The following is a 14327-nucleotide window of genomic DNA, read 5'->3' on the forward strand; positions in this document are numbered from 1 at the left end:
TACGGAGAAATTCCTCACCGCGCTCGAGTACGTCCGCGACGACGGGCGGCGGCGTCGTCGCTGAGAGCCCTGGCGTTCAATCGCCCGCGAGTCGCCAGCCGTCGTCGGTAGCGACCGCCTCGTCGCGTCGGACCATCTCGTTCATCACTTCGTCGAGGCGGCCCGGTTGGGCTATCTCCATCTCGGTGTGGCTCACGTCGTGGTAGTCGGTGAGCAGGGCGCGAACGTCCTCCTCCGTGTGAACCTGTCGGTCGCTCTTCTCCATGACGCCGCCGATCAATTCTATCATGTCCTCGACGAAGTTCCACGGGTAGACGACCCACGCCCACTCGTCGAGTCGCTCGCCGACGAAGTCCGGTTCGTGCTCGCTGGTCTGGAGCAGTTGGAGCGTCGCGGTGCGGACGCTCGCGGGGTCGCGGTCCCGGACGCATTCGGCGGCCGTCTCGATAGACTGGCCGGTGTCGGCGATGTCGTCGACGACCAGTACGTCCTTGCCCGCGACGGCCCCGTCGGCCAACGGGTAGCGGACCTCGGGTTCGCCGCCCTTCTGGGCGGTTCCCACGTAGTGTTCGACCTTCAGCGACGCGAGGTCGTCCAGTCCGAGGAAGTCACACAGACAGCGGCCGCCGAACCACCCGCCGCGCGCCAGCGCGACGACCACGTCGGGTTCGAACTCGGCGGCTTTCACGTCGTCGGCCACGTCGCGGCAGAGGCCGTAGATGTACTCCCAGTTGGTGATGGTGCAGGGGAACTCGTCCGATAACTCGCCCATACAGGGAGGCGTCGGTGCGCGGACTTAACCGTTTCAGGACTCAGCGATGGGTCGGTGGTGTTCGGACCGTGAGAAGACCGGTCGGCGGCGTCGCTCCCCTCCCCCGTCTGGGCGGTTGGCTCGGCTTACTCGCGGCCGGTCGTCGCCGCCGCGGAAATGTGGTGTCTAACTAACTATCCCGTCTCGCATGGCCCGCGTATGAAAGCGGCCCGGACCCACGCTGGATTGCTCCTCCTCTCGGCGCTCATCGTCGCGGGAACGACGGGTATCGGCCTGTTCCCGATGATGGGCGCGGCCCAGTCAGTCGACGACGGAACCCTCGTCGTCGAATCGACCACGGCGGACGCCGAGTTCACCTACACGTTCACGGTCAACGGCACGGTGGCCCCCGCCGACGATGCGCGCTTTACAAGCGAAGACAGCGACCACATCACCGACAACGGGGACGGGACGGTGACCGTCACCGGGTACGCCGGGGACCAGTCGGGCGACGCCTACGTCATCGACGGCCGGATAACGAACTTCGAGAAGACCGGCGGCGAGTCGGAGTACCGACTGCTCATCGACGGCGAGAACGTGACGCACACCTTCGTCGCGAGGGGCCGACAGACGCTGTAGTCCAGCAACTGTTATCCGGGGGGTTGTCGAACACTGCGGCATGGAGACGCGACAGGTGTCGCTCGTCGACGCGTTCACTGCGGAACCGCTGACGGGCAACCCGGCGGGGGTCGTGACGGACGCCGACGGACTGACCGACGACCAGATGCGGGCTATCGCGAGCGAACTGGGGGCCAGCGAGACGGCGTTCGTCGTCGACAGCGACGACGCCGACCGCCGACTGCGCTTCTTTACACCGGAACAGGAGGTGGACCTCTGCGGGCACGCCACTATCGGCGCGCACGCCGCCCTGTTCGAGCGAGGGGTCGTCGAGACGGGCCAGCACACGATGGCGACGGAACGGGGCGTCCTCGACGTGGAGACGAAGGCCGACGGGACCGTCTGGATGGACCACGGGAGCGTCGACCTCCGGGAAGTCGACCTCGGGCACGAGACGGCCGCCGACGCCCTCGGCGTCGACGTGGCGACGCTCCGGGACGTGGGTGCGGACCTCCCGATGGCCGTCGGGGACAGCGGGTTCCCGTGGCTGTTGGTCCCGGTCAACTACTTCGAGCACCTGAGCGGCGCGGCCCCCGATATGGCGGCCATCGCCGCGATGTGCGAATCCGTCGACGCGATGGGCGTCTACGCGTTCACCTTCGACACCATCGCGGGGGAGTCGACGCTCCACGCTCGGGCGTTCGCGCCGCGGGCGGGCATCACCGAGGACCCGGTCACCGGGACGGGCGCGGCGGCCTGCGGCGCGTTCATCCGTCGACACGGGGCCATCGACGAGACAGTCGAGCAGGTGGTCGTCGAACAGGGACACTTCATCGACCGACCGGGGACGGTCAAAGTCGATACGGACGGGTCCGACGTGTGGGTCGGCGGCCGCGGCGTGACGACGATGGACGGGACGCTGACGGTCCCCGCGGCCGACGACGACGAAGACGGCATCATCGAGGCGTAGGTCGTTCTTTCGGATTCGAGTGAACGACCCCCCGAACGTGCCGCGGCCGAAAGGTCCATAATATTAGTTAGTGTACCAGAACACGAGTCAATGCCAACATTGTGGCTCGACGAAATCGGTGCCGACGACCTGGACCGGGTCGGCGGCAAGGCGGCGTCTCTCGGAGAACTGACCGCGGCGGGCCTGCCCGTCCCGTCGGCGTTCGTGGTGACCGCCGACACCTACCGGTCGTTCATCGAAGTAAGCGGCATCGACGACGAACTGTTCGACGTCGTCGATGTCGACAGCGACGACTCCCACGCCCTCGCGGGGGCGGCGGAGCGCGCACAGGAGCTCATCCTCGAAACGGACGTTCCGCAGTCGGTCCGCGAGGAACTGCTCGCGGCCTACGACGAGATGGGCGATATGGACGTGGCGGTGCGGTCCTCGGCGACGGCCGAAGACCTCCCCGACGCCTCGTTCGCGGGCCAACAGGACACCTATCTGAACGTCTCGCGGGCGGACCTCCTCCAGCGAGTCAAGGAGTGTTGGGCATCGCTGTTCACCCAGCGGGCCATCTACTACCGCAACGAACAGGGATTCGACGACGCCTCGGTGGACATCGCCGTCGTCGTCCAGCAGATGGTCGACGCCGAGAAGTCCGGCGTCATGTTCACCAGCCATCCCTCGACCGGCGCGCCGACGGCCATCCTCGAAGCGGCGTGGGGCCTCGGCGAGGCCGTGGTCTCCGGCGCTGTATCGCCGGACAACTACGTCGTCGACCGCGAGAGCGGCGAGATAGACGAGGTAACCGTCGCCGAGAAGAAGGTGATGTGCGTCCGCGGCGACGACGGCGAGACCGTCGAACGGTCGGTCCCCGAGGAGAAGCGGACCGAACGCGTCCTGTCCGCCGAGGAGATTCACCGCCTCGTCGAAGTCGGTGAACGCGTCCAGGACCACTACGGCACGCCACAGGACGTGGAGTGGGCCATCTTCGAGGACGAGGTGTACCTCCTCCAGTCCCGCCCCATCACGACCATCGACGAGAGCGTCGACACCACCGCGACGGCCGACCGGTCGAGCGACTCCGGCGTCGCCGACGGCGGGTCGATGCAGTCCCAGAGCGACGACGTGCGCCTCTCGGGTATCGGGTCCAGTCCCGGCAAGGCGACCGGCGAGGTCCGCATCGTGACGAAACTGGACAACCTCGACAAGGTCGAGGAGGGCGACATCATCGTCACCGAGATGACGACGCCCGACATGGTCCCCGCGATGAAGCGCGCCGCGGGCATCGTCACCGACCAAGGCGGCATGACCAGTCACGCCGCTATCGTCTCGCGCGAACTCGGGGTCCCGGCCGTCGTCGGGGCGGACGACGCTACCGACCGACTCCGGGACGGCCAGACGGTCACCATCGACGGCGACATGGGGACCGTCGAGCAGGGGACCGAAATCGCAGACACCGAGAGCGAGGCCGAGGAACCGGCCGGGCAGACGGCCCAGCAGCCACAGGCCCACTCCCCGGTCAAGCCGATGACCGGGACCGAGGTCAAGGTCAACGTCTCCATCCCCGAGGCGGCCGAACGCGCCGCGGCGACGGGAGCGGACGGCGTCGGCTTGCTCCGCATCGAACACATGATTCTCTCGACGGACAAGACGCCCGCCTGCTACGTCGAGGACCACGGCGAACGCGCCTACATCGATGAAATCGTCGACGGCGTCCGGGCCGTCGCCGACGCGTTCTACCCGCGCCCGGTTCGCGTCCGCACGCTCGACGCCCCCTCCGACGAGTTCCGGCAGTTGCAGGGCGGGGAGGACGAACCCAGCGAGCACAACCCGATGCTCGGGTATCGGGGCATCCGACGGTCGCTGGACCGTCCCGGCGAGTTCAAACTCGAACTCCGGGCGTTCGAGCGCCTGTACGAACTCGGCTACGACAACGTCGAACTGATGTTGCCGCTGGTGACCGACGCCGAGGACGTACTCCGGGCGAAGTCCTTGATGCAGGAGGTCGGCATCGACCCCGAGAAGCGCGACTGGGGCGTGATGGTCGAGACGCCCGCCAGCGCCCTCTGCATCGAGGACCTCTGTGAGACGGGACTGGACTTCGTCTCCTTCGGCACGAACGACCTCACCCAGTACACGCTGGCCGTCGACCGCAACAACGGCAACGTCGCCGGTCGCTTCGACGAACTCCACCCGGCCGTGTTAGACCTGATGAGTCGGGTCATCGGGACGTGCCGCGAATACGACGTGGCGACGAGCATCTGCGGACAGGCCGCCTCGAAACCCGAGATGGTCCAGTTCCTCGTCGACGAGGGCGTCACTTCCATCTCCGCGAACATCGACGCGGTCCGCGACGTGCAACACGAGGTCAAGCGGGTCGAACAGCGACTCCTCCTCGAATCGGTCCGCTGACGCCCGGCGGACCGCGGTAGCCGGTACACTTTTTGCCTCGTTTTCGCTTGCCGGATGTATGGGTGGGCTATCCGGTTCGGACGCGAAGAGCATCAGTAGCGCGGTGTCGTACATCCCCTTCGGTGTCCCGGGGCTGGACGGGGCCGTTCGCGGGATTCCAACCGGAAGCGCCGTCTTGCTCGCGGGGGCCTCGGACGCGGGCGGCGACGCCTTCGCCTACACGAGTCTCGCGACGCTGATGCTCGCCAAGCACGACCCGGACCTCGTCCCCAACGGCCTCGCTCGGCGGAGCGAGGCGATTCCGTCCTCGGTGACCTACATCACGCTCTCGCACGACCGCGAACACCTCTACAGCGAACTCGACGCCGTGCTGGACGGCTACCAGTTCGAGGCGCTCACGGAGAACCTCACCGTCGCGGACTTCTCCCAGCGGTTCATGGAACTGCTCCCGGTACCACCGGCGCTGTTTCGCGCCCGCCGGAACTCCCCCGACATCGAGCAACCCGACGACGAACCCGACGCGACGGAACCGGACGACGAGACGTTTCAAGCGTTGTTGAACGACCTGAGCGAGCGCATCATCGAGGCCGAAGACGACATCGTCGTGGTCGACTCGCTGACCGACCTCCAACGCGCCGGAGAGTTCGGCCTCTCGCAGGGCCGGGTCATCGCGTTCCTGATGGGCTTGCGCGAGGCGGTGGTCAACTGGGGCAACGTCGCCTACGTCAAACTCGACCGGCCCGCTGGCGCGGTCCGGCAAGACGACCGGATTCACGGCCTGCTTCACGGGTCCGTCTACTTCTACTCCAACGACAAGGGGTTCGAGACGTACCGGACGATGCGGGTTGGCTCTTTCGGGGGCGCGCTGGATACGGAACAGCAGATGGTGTTCGAGTCGCAAGTCGGGCCGACGGGGTTCCGCGCGAAGGCCACGAAGAAAATCGGCCCGTCGAACTGGTAGCGTCCCCGAGCAAAACGGCTAAACGGTTTGCACACATGAGTGCCGATAGAATGCTCCAGCGGGCCGAGCCACAGGATTTCGACCGCGTCCTCTCCTCGATGTGTACCGTCCCACATCCCGCGGCCCGCGAGGCGGCCGAGCGATTCCTCGCCACCAACCCCGGCGACCCCGGCACCTACGACACGGTGGCCGAACTCGAACGCGAGGCCGTCGACTCCCTCGGCGAACTGACCGGCCTCACGGACCCCGCGGGGTACGTCGCTTCGGGCGGGACGGAGGCCAACATCCAAGCGATTCGCATCGCCCGCAACCGGGCCGACACCGACGACCCGAACGTCGTCGCACCGGTCCACGCGCACTTTTCGTTCACGAAAGCCGCGGACGTTCTCGGCGTCGAGTTGCGGACCGCGCCCGCGGAGGACTACCGCGTCAACACCGACGCGATGGCCGAACTGATAGACGAGGACACGGTCTGTGTCGTCGGCGTCGCCGGGTCGACCGAGTACGGGTTCGTCGACCCGATTCCGGCCATCGCTGACCTCGCGGCCGAGGCCGACGCCATCTGTCACGTCGACGCCGCGTGGGGCGGGTTCTATCTGCCCTTCACGGCCCACGACTGGCACTTCGGCCACGCCGACGTGGACACGATGACCATCGACCCCCACAAGGTCGGGCAGGCGGCGGTTCCGGCGGGCGGCCTCCTCGCCCGCGACGAGACGCTGTTGGACGAACTGGCCGTCGAGACGCCCTATCTGGAGTCGACGAGCCAGTTGACGCTGACGGGCACCCGGTCGGGCGCGGGCGTCGCCTCCGCCGTCGCCGCGATGGACGCGCTGTGGCCCGGCGGCTACCGCGAACAGTACGAGGTGTCGATGGACAACGCGCGATGGCTGGCCGACCAACTCGACGCCCGCGGTCACGACGTGGTCGGCCCGGAACTGCCCCTCGTCGCCGCCGACCTCTCGGTGCCGATGACCGACGAACTCCGCGACCGGGGCTGGCGCGTCTCGAAGACGGGGTCCGGAGAGATGCGCGTCGTCTGTATGCCCCACGTCACGCGGTCGATGCTGCGGTCGTTCGTGGCGGACCTCGACTGGTACTGAGCGTCGCTGCGACCGAGAGCGAACTGGCGGCCTCTCGGTAGCACTCCTGAGAGAACATACCAAGATTTACTTCGCCCTGTAGGATAGGAGTGGTGTGGACTTGGTGGCCTCCCTCCCGATACTGGTGTCGTTCGTCGGCGACTGTACGACCGCGGGCGACTCGCTCGCGCTGTTAGAGGAGGCCGTCTGTACCGCGACTGGCCCGACGGGGCTGGCCATCATCGCGGTGTACTCGTTCCTCATCGCCTTCGTCCTCCCCCTCCCGAGCGAAGTCGTCCTCGTCCCGGCCGAGTCGCTCCGCTTGGGGCTGTCGACGACGGGGAACATCGTGGCCATCGTCATCGTCAGCGCGTTCGGGAAGGCCGTCGGGAGCCTCTTCGCCTTCCACATCGGCCAAGAGGCCAAGGAGTACGGCCCGCTCGTCCGCTGGATACAGCGCTCGCGGTTCGACATCATCGCGTGGTCCGAGAAGAACACCATCAAACTCGCGAAGAAGTACGGCTACGTCGGCCTCGCGCTGGCGCTGTGTGTCCCCTTCTTCCCGGACACGCTCTCCATCTACGCCTTCACCGTCCTCGAAGAGGACTATCTCCGGTTCGGCGCGGCCACCTTCGCGGGCAGTGCGGGCCGCTTGATAGTGACTCTCGGCCTCGCGGGCGGCACGCTGGCCCTGCTGTGAGGAAACCAACCCCCTTTTGACCCGTCGGCGGTTCACGGGTAGGTATGAGCCACGACGAGTTCCCCACGGACCGACCGGCGGTGGTCACTTGCGGGTTGCCCTACGCCAACGGCGACCTGCACGTCGGCCACCTGCGGACGTACGTCGACGGGGACGCCCTCTCGCGGGGCCTGCGACGCATCGGCCAGCAGACCGCCTTCGTCTGCGGGTCGGACATGCACGGCACGCCCGTCGCCGTCAACGCCGCGAAAGAGGGCGTCGAACCCCGCGAGTTCGCCCTCCAGTACCACGAGACGTACGCGGAGACGTTCCCGCAGTTCAACGTCGAGTTCGACAACTACGGCCACACCGACGACGAGACGAACACCGAACTCACACAGGAGTTCGTCCGGTCGTGGATTGACGAGGGCCACATCCAGGAGCAGGAAATCGAAGTCGCGTGGGACACCGAGGAGGACCAACCGCTCCCCGACCGCTTCGTCGAGGGCACGTGCCCGTACTGCGGCGAGAAGGCCCGCGGCGACGAGTGCGACGAGGGGTGTCAGCGCCACCTCGAACCCGGCGAAATCGAGGACCCGGTCAGCACCATCACGGGGAACCCCGCCGAGTACCGCACCCGCGAACACAAGTTCCTGCGGCTTGCGGACTTCCAGGAGTACCTCCAGGGCTTCCTCGACCGCATCGAGGGGACGGACAACGCGCAGAATCAGCCCCGCGAGTGGGTCGAGGGCGAACTGCAGGACCTCTGTATCACGCGGGACATGGACTGGGGCATCGACTATCCGGGCGAGGACGGCGACGGGGAGGACCTCGTCCTGTACGTCTGGGTCGACGCCCCCATCGAGTACGTCGCCTCCACCAAGCAGTACTCCGAACGCGTCGGGAGCGAGGAGTACGACTGGGAGCAGGTCTGGAAGTTCGACGGCGAGACGCGCCACGGGACCGAGTGGGACGACTCGTGGACCGACGAGGGCGGCGAGATAATTCACGTCATCGGCCGGGACATCATCCAGCATCACGCCGTCTTCTGGCCCGCGATGCTGCGGGGCGCGGGGTACAACGAACCGCGGACCATCCTCGCCACCGGGTTCGTCGGCATCGACGGGAAGGCGCTCTCGACCTCCCGGAATCGGGCGGTGTGGGCCGACGAGTACCTCGACGCGGGCTTCCACCCCGACCTGTTCCGCTACTACATCGCGACCGGCGCGGGCTTGGAGACGGACGTGGACTTCTCGTGGAACCGCTTCCAAGAGCGCGTCAACGGCGAACTCGTCGGTAACGTCGGCAACTTCATCTACCGCTCGCTGCTGTTCGCCGAGCGCAACTACGACGGGACGCCCGAGGCCGCCGTCAGCGACGACGTGCGCGACCGTATCGAGGACGCGCTCGACGGGTTCGAGGCCGCCGTGCGCGAGTACGACGTGCGCACCCTCGCGGACGTGGCAATCGAACTCTCGAACTTCGGCAACGAGTACATCCAGCGCAACGAACCGTGGAACCTCGTCGACGACGACCCCGAGCGAGCGGAACAGGTCATCCGCGACTGCGTCCAGTTGACCAAGGCCGTCGCCGTCGTCATGCAACCCGTTCTGCCCGGGAAAGCCGAACGGTTGTGGGGCCAACTCAACGAGGAAGGCTCCGTCGCGGACGTATCGCTCGACGCCGCGCTGGAAGCGCCACCGGCCGAGTTCGACGCGCCCGAGGAACTGTTCGAACAGGTCGAGGACGACCACATCGAAGACCTCAACGCGGAACTACAGAACCGAGTCGAGGCCGCGAGTGAGGACGACGCGGACGACGAGAGCGGCGGCGAGGACGACGAGAGCGGCGACGCGGACGACGAGAGCGGCGATGCGGACGCCGCCGACCTCGAACCGTTGGTCGAGGACCGCATCGGCTTCGAGGATTTCCAGGGCGTCGACATGCGCGTCGGCGAAATCGTCGCCGCCGAACCGGTCGACGGCGCGGATAAACTCCTCCGTCTGGAGGTCGACATCGGCCACGAGGTCCGGCAGGTGGTCGCCGGTCTCGCGGAACTCCACCAAATCGACGACCTGCCGGGCACGCGGGTCATCCTGCTGGCCAACATGGAGAAGGCGGAACTGTTCGGTATCGAGTCCAACGGGATGGTCCTCGCGGCGGGGGACGAGGCGGACCTGCTGACCACACACGAGGACGCGCCGCTGGGGACCCGCGTCCAGTAGCGTTGCGGTCTTTTTTGTAGTCGCCGCCCGTACCTGTGTTCATGGTAGCCGACGGGAGCGACCAGACGGAGGAAGACGATTTCGTCGACGCGTACGAGTACGCCACGGAGGCCGACGTGATTCAGGTCGAAGAGCCCGATACGGCCGACCCGTCCGAGGAGGGCGCGGTCGCCGGGTCGTTCGCCCCGGACCTCGACGTGAAACCGCAGACGCCGACGCCCGAGAACGTCCTGTTCGTCGCCGTCGGCGTCTACGTCGCGACGCTCGCCATCGGACAGATGTTCGTCGGCCCCGTCATCTACGCTCCGGAGACGCTCGCGGCCATCACCGCCGCCGTGGCGGTCGGAACCGCTGTCTGTTACGGCATCTTCTCGCGGACGGACCCCGACACTTAATCCCGCCGACACCGTAGGTTCGGGTATGGCAGTCCCTCCGGGGTCGCTCACGTTCGCGCTGACTCCCGCGCTCTCGCCCGCGCAGGTCGACCCGCTGTTCAGCCTCTCGCTCTCTCTACTGCTGTTTCTCGCCGGTGCGGGCCTCGTCGCGGCCGAGGCGTTCGCGCCGGGGACTCACTTCTTCGTCCTCGGTATCGCGCTGCTGACGGCCGGACTCGTCGGGTTGTTCATCCCGGCGAGTCTGGGTATCTTCGCGCCCATCATCCTCGCCGTCGTCGTCCTCGCGACCACGGGGGCGACGCTGTGGGGGTACCGAAAACTCGACTTCGCCGGGGGCGAACGCGGCCAGACGCTCAGTTCGAGTTCCCTCCAAGGCCAGTTCGGCACCGTTACCGAACGCGTCACGCGGTCGTCGGGCGAGGTCAAACTCGAAGACGGCGGCTTCAATCCCTACTATCAGGCCCGGAGCGTCGACGGTGTCATCGAGGAAGGCACCGAAGTGATGGTCGTCGACCCCGGTGGCGGGAACGTCATCACTGTCGAATCGGTGGACGCGGCGGGCGACGACATCGACCGGGCGCTGGAGCGCGACCGCGCGGCGAGCGAGGAGGCGGAGCGCGACACGGAATCAGAGCGGGCGTAGCCGTGCGATACGTCAGTATGTGACAGACGCACCGAAGGCTTTTCTTTCAGCGACCCTGAGCTTCAATCGTTATGTTCCCCGCGCTAGCACCGCTGCAAATCGGAGGTATCATCGGCTTCGTCACGGTGATTTTCCTCCTCCTCGCTATCGCGCTGGTGTATTCCAGCGTCGTAATCATCCGCCCGTATCAGAAGGGGGCCTACACCGTCCTCGGGACGTACCGCGGTATCCTCGACCAGGGGATTCACTTCATCTACCCGTTCGTCTCCGACGTGACACGGTTCGACATGCGTACGCAGACGCTCGACGTGCCCCGACAGGAAGCCATCACCCGCGACAACTCGCCGGTCACCGCCGACGCCGTCGTCTACATCAAGGTGATGGACCCGAAGAAGGCGTTCCTCGAAGTCGACAACTACGAACGTGCCGTCTCCAACCTCGCCCAGACCACCCTCCGCGCCGTCCTGGGCGACATGGAACTCGACGACACGCTCAACAAGCGACAGGAGATAAACGCCCGCATCCGGAAGGAACTCGACGAACCCACCGACGAGTGGGGTGTCCGCGTCGAGAGCGTCGAGGTCCGCGAGGTCAACCCCTCGAAAGACGTTCAGCAGGCCATGGAGCAACAGACCTCCGCAGAGCGGAAACGCCGCGCCATGATTCTGGAGGCGCAGGGTGAACGCCGCTCCGCCATCGAGACGGCGGAAGGTGACAAGCAGTCCAACATCATCCGCGCACAGGGTGAGAAGCAGAGTCAGATTCTCGAAGCGCAGGGTGACGCCATCTCGACGGTCCTGCGCGCGAAGTCCGCCGAGTCGATGGGCGAACGCGCCGTCATCGACAAGGGGATGGAGACGCTCGCCGAAATCGGCGGGTCCGAGTCGACGACGTTCATCCTCCCGCAGGAACTCACCTCGCTGGTCGGCCGCTACGGCAAGCACCTCACCGGGTCCGACATCAAGGAGAACGGCCACGTGCTGGACGGCCTGGACTTCGACGAGGAGACTCGCGAGATGCTCGGACTGGACGACATCGAGGAGATTCTCGGCCAGATAGACGAGGAAGCGGAAGTCGACGTGGAAGCGATGGAACAGGAGGCACAGAAGATAAAACACGGCGAGGACTCCGGCGTCGACAGCGCCGACGAGGTCATCGAACAGATGGACGCCGAAATCGACGGCGGACAGACCGACATCGCTGGCGGGCCGGAGGAATCCGACACCGCCGAGGACCAATAAGCGTAGCCGAAGACGTTTTGTAGGGGAATCTCCTTCCGAAAGATATGACGAAAACTGGTGACGTCGACGAGGACAAGCGCGCCACGTTGCGCCGCTTCGCCGCTCTCGGCGCTGCCAGCCCCTTCGTGCGATTCACCGACGACGGGAGCGACAGCGACGCTCCCGACGCCATCGCCGGGTACGTCTCCGCCCACCCCGGCACCCACTTTTCGAAACTCCGCGACGACCTGCAACTCGGGACCGGCGAGGCCCAACACCACCTCCACCGCCTCGAAAACGACGGCGTCGTCGCCTCGCGGAAGGACGGCGACTACCGCCGGTACTTTCCGGCGGGCCAGTTCTCCGAGTTCGAGCAAGTCACGCTCGGCTACCTCCGTCGGAAGACGCCGCGTGGAATGCTGGTGACGCTCCTCCGAGACCCGACGGTGACCGCCTCGGAACTGGCGACGACACTGGGCGTCTCGCGGCCGACCATCAGCAACTACGCGGGGGACCTCGAATCGGCGGACCTGCTCTCGCGTGACGACGGCTACGCCGTCGCCGAACCGGAGACGGTGTTGACGCTCCTGATTCGCTACGCCGACTCGTTCGGCGACGAGGCCGCGGAACTCGCCAACGAGGCGTCGTCGCTGTTCCGGTACGACCCGTAACCGTCGCTCGGCGGTGGGAGAACGGGAAAATCTGACTCGCCGTGTGGTGCAACCGGGCGAGTCGGAACCGGCCTTCGACGGGGCCGCTCAGGCGTCGACCATCCACGTCGTCGAGGAGGAGTACCCCCACTTCTCGACGTGGATGCCGTGGTCGCCGTCGGCGATTGCGCTCATGTTCGTCCCCACTTCCTTTGCCGAGAGGCCCAGTTCGTCGCCGATGAGGCGGGATTTGAAGTACGTCTGGTCGTCCGCGTTCGTTTGCAGGTACTCCAAGATTCGCCGCTGTTTCTCCGAGAGTGGGCCATCGGCCGCCTGTGCAGTCGCGCTCATTGCTACACCCGTTCCTTTCGGCGAGATACCCTTAGTGAGTTTGGTACAGTCGGTTAACGCGCCGCTGTCTTGCGGTTTCGGTCGGCGGCCGGTGTCGACAGCGGTGGTAGTTGTCCGTCTGCCCCGTCGCTTGGTACGTGCAGGAAACAGGCCTCGGGCGTGCGTCAACGGCCGGTTTGACCGTCCGGCAGTTCTTTAGTAGTGGAACGACATTACGGCGAACGGAGGTCTACTACATTGGAAATCTCGGACGAACTCCTGTGTCTGTTCAGTGCTGAGGTAAGCGACGACGGCGACCGCTACGTCGTCGAAGTGCCGCGTCGCGAAGTCGAGACCGGGGCGGTCGAATCTGGCGGCACGTATCGCGTCGCGCTCATCTCTGCGGCGGGTGAGGACGGGACGGCCACCGACGACGAGGAGGTGGAGACCCCGCCAGACCAACCGCAACCGCCCGTCGAACCCGGTGAAGTCCGGTACGTCGAAATCGAGGACATCGGTAAGCAGGGCGACGGCATCGCCCGCGTCGAACGCGGCTACGTCATCATCGTCCCCGGCGCGGACATCGGGGAGCGGGTGAAAATCGAGGTGACCGAGGTCAAGTCCAACTTCGCGGTCGGCGAGATACTCGACGAAAGCGTCTGAGTCTCAGTCTCTCTGTAGTCGCGTCCCGTCGGGCCGCTTTTGCCCTTCCGAGTCGTGGACGACGACGCCGTCACCGTCCGTCGGCCGGTAGTTCTCTCGGACGGCGATTGCCTCTTCCAGTTCCCGAACCGCTCGCTCTTTCAGCGCCGCGGCCAGTTCTTCGGCGTCTTCGCGGGAGATGTCGCGACCGAGACCTTCGCACTCGTGGGCGCGGACTATCCCGTCCGTATCAACCGCTTCGCCCATCGGTTGACTCGTCCCGCCGAGGGCGACGCTGAACGGGTAGGTCCGACAGATGAGCGGCCGGTCGCCGTGGACCGAACACGCCCCGACGCCGTCGTCGTCCTCGGTGTAGAACGTGCAGTCGCCGCAGTCGTCGGTCTGGAGCGCCCACTCGAAGGTCTCGCCCCGCGGCCCGTCCGGTGTCTGTTCGATGCCGTACGGCATCGGGCGGGCCACGTCGCGGAAATCGTACCCCTCGGCCTGTAACGCCCGAATCTCGTCGGGGAACACAGTCGCTGTGTGGGGTTCCGGGTCCGTCTCGGAAGCAGCACCCCCGTCGTCACAGGCCGCCTCACCGGCCTTACAGCAGGCCCCACAGCGCGTACACTCGAAGCCGATGGACTCGACGGCGTCGGCCAGTTCGGCCTCGTCGAGGTCGCGGGCGCGGTCGAGTTCGGCTTCGAGCGACTCCATACGTACTCGTCGGCCTCGGCGGTGAAAAAGGGCGCGACGGCGGGTCG

15 protein-coding genes are annotated in these 14327 nt (G+C 66.4%); 12 read left to right on the forward strand and 3 right to left on the reverse strand.

Features of this window, described 5'->3' with window-relative positions:
- Positions 1-76: 76 nt before the first annotated feature.
- A complete protein-coding gene (locus NJQ44_RS05315; RefSeq protein WP_254273643.1) occupies positions 77-772 on the reverse strand; it encodes a phosphoribosyltransferase in 696 nt (231 codons plus the stop codon).
- Positions 773-970: 198 nt separating this feature from the next.
- Here NJQ44_RS05315 and NJQ44_RS05320 point away from each other — a divergent pair, with 198 nt between their 5' ends.
- From NJQ44_RS05320 to NJQ44_RS05370, 11 genes are all read left to right on the forward strand, one after another.
- Entirely contained in the window at positions 971-1390 is a 420-nt protein-coding gene (locus NJQ44_RS05320; RefSeq protein ID WP_254273644.1) for a hypothetical protein, read from the forward strand.
- Between the two features lie 40 nt (positions 1391-1430).
- On the forward strand, positions 1431-2339 hold the full coding sequence (locus NJQ44_RS05325) for a PhzF family phenazine biosynthesis protein (protein ID WP_254273645.1): 909 nt from the start codon (positions 1431-1433) through the stop codon (positions 2337-2339).
- A gap of 90 nt (positions 2340-2429) precedes the next feature.
- The gene (gene ppsA / locus NJQ44_RS05330; RefSeq protein ID WP_254273646.1) at positions 2430-4736 is read left to right on the forward strand and encodes a phosphoenolpyruvate synthase; all 2307 of its coding nucleotides are present in this window, start codon (positions 2430-2432) and stop codon (positions 4734-4736) included.
- A 58-nt stretch (positions 4737-4794) separates the two neighbouring features.
- Complete coding sequence (locus NJQ44_RS05335) at positions 4795-5697, forward strand: RAD55 family ATPase (protein ID WP_254273647.1); 903 nt, start codon at positions 4795-4797, stop codon at positions 5695-5697.
- 50 nt (positions 5698-5747) lie between these two features.
- Complete coding sequence (gene mfnA / locus NJQ44_RS05340) at positions 5748-6800, forward strand: tyrosine decarboxylase MfnA (protein ID WP_254274313.1); 1053 nt, start codon at positions 5748-5750, stop codon at positions 6798-6800.
- Between the two features lie 100 nt (positions 6801-6900).
- Positions 6901-7479 (forward strand): YqaA family protein, encoded by a 579-nt coding sequence (locus NJQ44_RS05345; protein WP_431357792.1) that lies wholly within the window; start codon positions 6901-6903, stop codon positions 7477-7479.
- Between the two features lie 44 nt (positions 7480-7523).
- Positions 7524-9683, forward strand: coding sequence for a methionine--tRNA ligase (gene metG, locus NJQ44_RS05350; protein WP_254273648.1), 2160 nt, complete (start codon positions 7524-7526; stop codon positions 9681-9683).
- A 41-nt stretch (positions 9684-9724) separates the two neighbouring features.
- Positions 9725-10078: a DUF7312 domain-containing protein gene (locus NJQ44_RS05355; RefSeq protein WP_254273649.1), complete on the forward strand. Its 354-nt coding sequence runs from the start codon at positions 9725-9727 to the stop codon at positions 10076-10078.
- A gap of 25 nt (positions 10079-10103) precedes the next feature.
- Positions 10104-10721, forward strand: coding sequence for an NfeD family protein (locus tag NJQ44_RS05360; protein WP_254273650.1), 618 nt, complete (start codon positions 10104-10106; stop codon positions 10719-10721).
- A gap of 71 nt (positions 10722-10792) precedes the next feature.
- Positions 10793-11962 carry an SPFH domain-containing protein gene (locus NJQ44_RS05365; protein WP_254273651.1) on the forward strand — a complete coding sequence of 390 codons (1170 nt, stop codon included), beginning with the start codon at positions 10793-10795 and terminating at the stop codon, positions 11960-11962.
- Positions 11963-12006: 44 nt separating this feature from the next.
- Entirely contained in the window at positions 12007-12612 is a 606-nt protein-coding gene (locus NJQ44_RS05370) for a winged helix-turn-helix transcriptional regulator (protein ID WP_254273652.1), read from the forward strand.
- A gap of 87 nt (positions 12613-12699) precedes the next feature.
- On the opposite strand, the gene NJQ44_RS05375 is transcribed toward NJQ44_RS05370, so the two are convergent.
- Complete coding sequence (locus tag NJQ44_RS05375; RefSeq protein ID WP_254273653.1) at positions 12700-12942, reverse strand: DUF7123 family protein; 243 nt, start codon at positions 12940-12942, stop codon at positions 12700-12702.
- A gap of 237 nt (positions 12943-13179) precedes the next feature.
- On the opposite strand from NJQ44_RS05375, the gene NJQ44_RS05380 reads away from it, so the two are divergent.
- On the forward strand, positions 13180-13584 hold the full coding sequence (locus tag NJQ44_RS05380; RefSeq protein WP_254273654.1) for a TRAM domain-containing protein: 405 nt from the start codon (positions 13180-13182) through the stop codon (positions 13582-13584).
- A gap of 3 nt (positions 13585-13587) precedes the next feature.
- Here NJQ44_RS05380 and NJQ44_RS05385 read toward each other — a convergent pair whose 3' ends face one another.
- Complete coding sequence (locus tag NJQ44_RS05385) at positions 13588-14280, reverse strand: YkgJ family cysteine cluster protein (protein ID WP_254273655.1); 693 nt, start codon at positions 14278-14280, stop codon at positions 13588-13590.
- Between the last annotated feature and the right edge of the window lie 47 nt (positions 14281-14327).

This window comes from Haloarcula marina, assembly GCF_024218775.1.
In the GTDB taxonomy this organism is placed as follows: domain Archaea; phylum Halobacteriota; class Halobacteria; order Halobacteriales; family Haloarculaceae; genus Haloarcula; species Haloarcula marina.